At 57.4% G+C, this 5,703-nt stretch carries 6 protein-coding genes; 4 read left to right on the forward strand and 2 right to left on the reverse strand.

Translation table 11 applies throughout. From position 1 onward, the window contains the following. Nucleotides 1-366: 366 nt before the first annotated feature. From AWB67_RS34190 to AWB67_RS34195, 3 genes are all read left to right on the forward strand, one after another. On the forward strand, nt 367-813 hold the full coding sequence (locus AWB67_RS34190; protein WP_087660398.1) for a response regulator: 447 nt from the start codon (nt 367-369) through the stop codon (nt 811-813). Nucleotides 814-984: 171 nt separating this feature from the next. Further along, nucleotides 985-1,113 carry a hypothetical protein gene (locus tag AWB67_RS43110; protein ID WP_268808148.1) on the forward strand — a complete coding sequence of 43 codons (129 nt, stop codon included), beginning with the start codon at nt 985-987 and terminating at the stop codon, nt 1,111-1,113. Between the two features lie 186 nt (nt 1,114-1,299). After that, a complete protein-coding gene (locus AWB67_RS34195) occupies nt 1,300-2,655 on the forward strand; it encodes a hypothetical protein (protein ID WP_087660399.1) in 1,356 nt (451 codons plus the stop codon). Between the two features lie 71 nt (nt 2,656-2,726). Here AWB67_RS34195 and AWB67_RS34200 read toward each other — a convergent pair whose 3' ends face one another. Together AWB67_RS34200 and AWB67_RS34205 are read right to left on the reverse strand one after the other, a co-directional pair. After that, nucleotides 2,727-3,029: an H-NS histone family protein gene (locus AWB67_RS34200; protein ID WP_087660400.1), complete on the reverse strand. Its 303-nt coding sequence runs from the start codon at nt 3,027-3,029 to the stop codon at nt 2,727-2,729. 361 nt (nt 3,030-3,390) lie between these two features. Further along, entirely contained in the window at nt 3,391-3,594 is a 204-nt protein-coding gene (locus AWB67_RS34205) for a cold-shock protein (RefSeq protein ID WP_087660401.1), read from the reverse strand. A gap of 618 nt (nt 3,595-4,212) precedes the next feature. Here AWB67_RS34205 and AWB67_RS34210 point away from each other — a divergent pair. Then, nucleotides 4,213-4,929: a UPF0149 family protein gene (locus AWB67_RS34210; RefSeq protein WP_087660402.1), complete on the forward strand. Its 717-nt coding sequence runs from the start codon at nt 4,213-4,215 to the stop codon at nt 4,927-4,929. The last annotated feature ends 774 nt before the right edge of the window (nt 4,930-5,703 follow it).

Consider the following 5,703-nt stretch of genomic DNA (forward strand, 5'->3'; position numbering starts at 1 on the left):
AAAGCACACCGGCTCCTCAAGCGCTGGCCGCCTGACTATGCCGACCGCCCCGCGTACACCACTCTTGACGATTTCTCAATAAGCATAGTTGGAAGCAGCAGCGCATGGTTTCAGCGGCACGGACCCGCGCCGAAACCGGACAGATAGAACGCAAGACGCATGGAGAAGTCACTAGTCTTGCGAGACATTGCGGCGTCTCATTATTGTCCATGCAGATCATCGACTGGTCGACGGTGGACGTATAAACCAGAAGTCATGAGACGGTTCTTTCGCCAGCGAGTAGCTTCTATTCGGGGTGCCCTTGCAATGCGCAGAGGAATCGCTCTTGCATGCGGTAGAATGAGTCGCGATTCTGCAGGACTTGACATGACCGCCGATCAATCAGGCATGCTCCTGAAGTGCACGATATGGACCAAACGGAAGCGCGTCGGGCCCCGCGTTCCGCGCGTTCTGGTGGTCGATGATTATGCAGACACCGCTGACGCGATCAGCATGGTACTCGCGCTCGACGGTTTCGACGCTCAGGTCGCCTATCGCGGGAACGCGGCCGTTGACGCGGTCGCACGCTGGCAGCCGCAGGTCGTATTACTCGACATCTGTATGCCAGATATGTCTGGGCTAGAGGTCGCTGTAAGGCTTCGAGAGATCGAAAGCACGTCAGAGACGGTGCTCATCGCACATTCGGCATTGGCGACTGAGGCCGATCTGGCCCGCGCAAAGGGGTCCGGTTTCGATGCATTCTGCGCAAAGCCGACAGATGCCATGAAGTTAGGCCCACTTCTTCGCCATTTCACCGTGCTCGTGGAGCCGTAAGTTCCCCGAGCGACAGGCATGGGAACTTTTTATCGCGGCGTCCGCCGCCGTTCGGTCATGAGGCGCAGGCCGATCAGAAGCCCCCCGTCCTCCTCCACATAGCGAAGCACCCGATACACACCTGCGGTGTGCTGTTTCGACTTAAGTCTAGAGCGATGAGATGGAGCCACCGTGCAGAATGCCGCGGACAGCGCCGTTGATCACACTTCAATAATCAAAGCTGAAAAAGATCGTGTGCCGCTCTTCGGCGGCAAGCGTTTGTTTGTTTTCGGGCTCGCGAGCGCGCTGCGCGTACGCTAAAGCGAGCCAACGGAAATACTAATGAACACGTCGCGGGTAGTGGCTTGCGCATGACGATCGGACCGCACTACGGCTTGTCAAAAAGGCGCACTTTCCCTACCCGCAGAGCTCTTGATGAATCAAACATCAACGCCGCCTCGTCTATAATCCAAGCACAATAGTCTCTTAGCGCAGGAAGCCTACTTCATGAATCAATCGCGCGGGCGATACTTGGGGTCTCAACGCAGCGGTCAGCGCCAACCGAGCCACGTCAGAAAATTGCCGTCCAACCGACAGGGCCAATCAAATGTGAAAGGATCTCCTGCGCGAGACCTGACTCAGACCGCTTCCATTTTCAAGACGCGATCGTTCCAATTACTAGTCGATGCGGTGGGCGCGGAAAATATCGCGTTAGGGCTTGATTCAAACCTGACGCGAGTGGCCGAACTGATAAAGGGCGAGCGGTTCACGCCCGAAACGGCCTTTCACATGGAAACCACGCTGGGCTTGCCCCACGGCTTCTTTGACCAGCCCAATCCTGTTCTCGCGGCTGAGACCATCGCTCGTTTGAAATTGCCACTAGACTTTGTTCAAACGGACGTCGAACCAGAAGTAGCGTCCGAAACAATAGAGCCGGCTCCCGCACCCAAAGTCAGCCAGCAGCCATTTCTTAAGAATCGTGTATTGGAGGAACCGGAAATGCCAAAGAAAGCGACTGGCGGATCGCCAACGCTCGTCCAGAGCCGTAGAAGTGCGGCGGTGCAGCTTGTCGCTCTTGCCCCTGTAAAAGACTCACCAGCGAAATCCAAGACCCCTGCAAAAACGAACCAACGGCCGCCGCTGGCGGTAAATGACGGCGCGAATGTTCAAACTATCCGCCGCGCCAACCTCCACGTGCTCACGACCCGAAATGGATCGAAGGTGAAACTTGGCGCGCTCATGGGGCTTACCGGTTCCAACATGGCCCATCGGCTACACGGCAAGAAACGCATGGACGATGCCGAAGCGGATCGTTTCACAGAGCGCCTAGCTTTGCCAACCGGCTGGTTGGATACACCACGTTCGGAAGGAGACATCCCCGAGTCGGTGTCCCGTTTGCTTCTTCCTGCTCCCCGCGGTCAGTCATCTGTCAAGCCACAACAGCCGCCTACGGGCCCAACAAATGAGCACGTGCTAGCGAAGTCGACCGGTGCGAGGGCGCGCGCTCGGGCGGGTGCGACGTCCGATGCCGAAAGCCCACCCGTTCCAGCGAGTGCTTCGCCTGCAAAAGAGGCGACTGTTGTCAGCCTGCAAGAGCATATAAACGCCCCCTCCGCTGAGCTTGCCAGTCCCGCAACTGGGAAGAAGAATGACGCAGCGCTCGAGCAGATCTCGGCTGCTGCAGTCCCGCAGTTACCCTCAATGCCGCCGGGCCGGTTCACTTCCGTGACGAGCTTGGAAAATCTCGAAGGTATCGAACCGATAGCGGAGGCGCTGATCAAGACGCTGGCAGGCAAAGCACGCACGGGCCGATTGGATGAGTTGAAAGCGCTGGAGCTGTTGCAGCAAGCGGTATTGCTGTGAGCCGAGGGTCGGATGTAAAAGCACCGCGGCTCGCAACGGCCGCGCGAAATCAGGCTTGCACCAATCTGACGTCAGGCGCTCACGAGAAAATCGTCCCGATTTTTGTCGACGATCCAGTGCGGCGCCCGTCCCCGACCGCTCCATGTGGCACCGCTTCGCAAATCGCGATACTTTGGCACAGCGGCGGTCGTAACTCTCTGGCTTTCAATCTCCCGACCCATCAGATCCGCGAGGCTGATTTGATATTCACGCATCTTGCGTACGATTCCGGCGAGGACCACTTCTGATTCACGCTGGCGTGTCGCAGTCACCTGCTGCTGAAGAGCTTGATGCTGTGCGAGCAGTTCTTTAAGGCTAGCTTGTTTAATTTCCATTCAGGGAGATTTGCTCTTTGCTGTTAATTCAAGATGTGGCGCACATGGTGGCAACTAATGAGTGGCGACGGGTAATCTGAATGTATTGTCTGGCCACCGCAACTTGCCGAAACGTGAATCCGGCAAACGGTGGCGTCTCGCGGTCCGCTACGAGACCGATAGGCTGTGTCCTATGTGCTTCTGCTGCGACGGAGCGCAGGCGAGGTGATTTCACGACACGCTAGTGATGGGCCGTCGGCTCGACCCGCGAGGCCACCTACATGTGAAGGCAGAGAGTAGTGCCTCTTGGAGGCGGCGAGATGAACAGCGGCCACCACTTTACGTCGGACCACCTGCGAGCAGATCCGCCGACCGTACAGGCTCAAAGCGGTTGAATGTTGGCCGCTTGCTTGCCTTTCGGGCCTTGCTTTACTTCAAAGCTGACCTTCTGGTTCTCCTGCAGCGACTTGAAACCGTCCGCCTTTACTTCAGAAAAGTGCGCAAACAAATCTTCACCGCCCTCATCCGGCGTGATGAAGCCAAAACCTTTTGCGTCGTTGAACCACTTTACGGTACCGGTTGCCATCTGCTGATTTTCCTAGGGGTCCCGCGTTATGAGTCGTCACGCGCATATTGAATTCGACGCGCGACCTCATCCTTATAGCATGCGAAAATCCCTCCGACTACCCGGATCTGCCCTTGATGCCGCATCTTCTGGACCCTCCCTTCAGGCAGCCAGGTTCACCTTTGAGAATCCAACGACTGTTTGCACGTCGGAACCACCGTCCGAGTGCCCGCGCGACGGCGGCGGTCAATGACGCCTCGTGGCCGACGGCTGCCGATGGGTGCTGGCTCCGCAAAGCCGCCCTTCACCGAGATGTGGCGATCATCTTTTGGCAGCTTTCGGCGAGCATCGTGAACCGCGGCTCGCGGCCATGAAGCATCATTCGTCCGTACCGTCGCACGGAATTCAGACGTCGTTTCCACCGATGAAGCGGCAATTCATCGCGGTTATAAGGGTTGCTTGATCGGCCAGGCCGTATTCGTGGGCGCGTGCCCCTCTCTCTTCGCGAACTTCCCGCTATGGAGATTGTCGAGCACAGCCACCCCCGCGATAGTCACAGGCCGGAAAGAAAAGAGCGAGATGTAGAATGTCGTTTCATCGCCTATAGCCGTGCCGATCTCTCCTCCTAATTCCTTGCGAATGTTGGCCCCCTTGTCCGATGACGAAATGGACGAGCTCGATCAGTTTCTGATGTCCGATGCGACGTCTGACGAAACGATGATGCTCGACATGCTGGACGGATACCTGACCGCCGTTGTGATCGGGCCGAGGAACTTGCAGCCCAGTGAATGGTTACCCGGTGTATGGGGGCCGGAAGTGGAGGACGCGCCGCAGTTCGACACGACGGAGCAGGCACAGCACATCTTGGATCTGATCTTGCGGCATTACAATGGAATCATCTGGATCCTGCAAGGCGATGCGGATGCGTTCGAACCGTTGTTCGATACGGTCACCTACCCCGACGACCCGCGGGAGTATATTGAGGCCGAACCCTGGGCACACGGATTTATGCAGGGCGTTGCGCTATGCCAGCAGGACTGGCAGCCGTTGTTCGACGAAACACAAGGCCGCGAGTTGCTTCGTCCCTTACATTTGCTCGGTGCGGAGGAAGTTATATCCGAGGAGGAAGCATTGACTCGCTGGCCGGATCAACGAGAAAAACTGGCCAAACAGATCCCGATGAATATCTCAGCGATCTACCGTTATTGGCTCCCTTACCGGGAAGCCGTTCACGAGCGGGACCTCGGCACGACGATTCGACGCGTCGCGCCGAAGGTCGGTCGCAACGATCCATGTCCTTGTGGCAGCGGGAAGAAGTTCAAGAGATGCTGCGGAGCTGCGGCGACACTACATTAAGCCAGACGAACGACTCTGGCCGGTCTCGCCAAGGACGCGCAGGCTCGTTCAAGAGCACGAATTGGTTTCCGCAGACTAAAAGTTGCCACAGTTGTGGCATCGGACACAGTTGTGGCATCGGGTTCAACGTCGGGAGGAGGGGCGACTGCTGGCCGACGCGGGCGATCAACGGCCGACCACGTCGGCCGTTCAATGTCAGACGGGGTTCGGCCAACTGCGGACGTCAACTGAGGACTTGCGCGGCCGATCGAGTCATACGCCCGCGGCCTTTACCGGACGTTCGGCAAGCGACCGCCTCTCGATGCCCCGCTTTCGCGAACCGGCCGCCATCGTTGTCGAGCAGGATTCCCCCGGCCACGCCGCGTTAATCGCTCTCTAACAGCAACGCGGCAAAACCCTTGAAGGCGAGTCACAAACAGACAATCAGAAAACCGCTCCATGTTATTGCTTGGCTGCCTACGAGAACTCGTCCTATTGGTTGGGAAGTGTGACTCAAAACCTGGACAAGTCCTCGTCGCGACGGGCTTACGCACATCGGCATTCAGGCCGTTGCGCTCCGCAGAGTGGCTCGCAGCATACAAAAGACTACGCGATCAAAATGACCTAGTAAATAAAATGTAAGGTATGGCTCAATAAGTGCTGGACATAGATTTCAGGCGCGGGTATCGGGTACCGACCCCCTGGACTTGGCGTTGCAATCTAGCCCTTGATCCTGCTCGACATGCTTTAACGCGAGAAGGAAACTCGATGACCACCAGTGGACATCGTGCTTGC

The organism is Caballeronia terrestris (assembly GCF_001544515.1).
Taxonomy (GTDB): domain Bacteria; phylum Pseudomonadota; class Gammaproteobacteria; order Burkholderiales; family Burkholderiaceae; genus Caballeronia; species Caballeronia terrestris.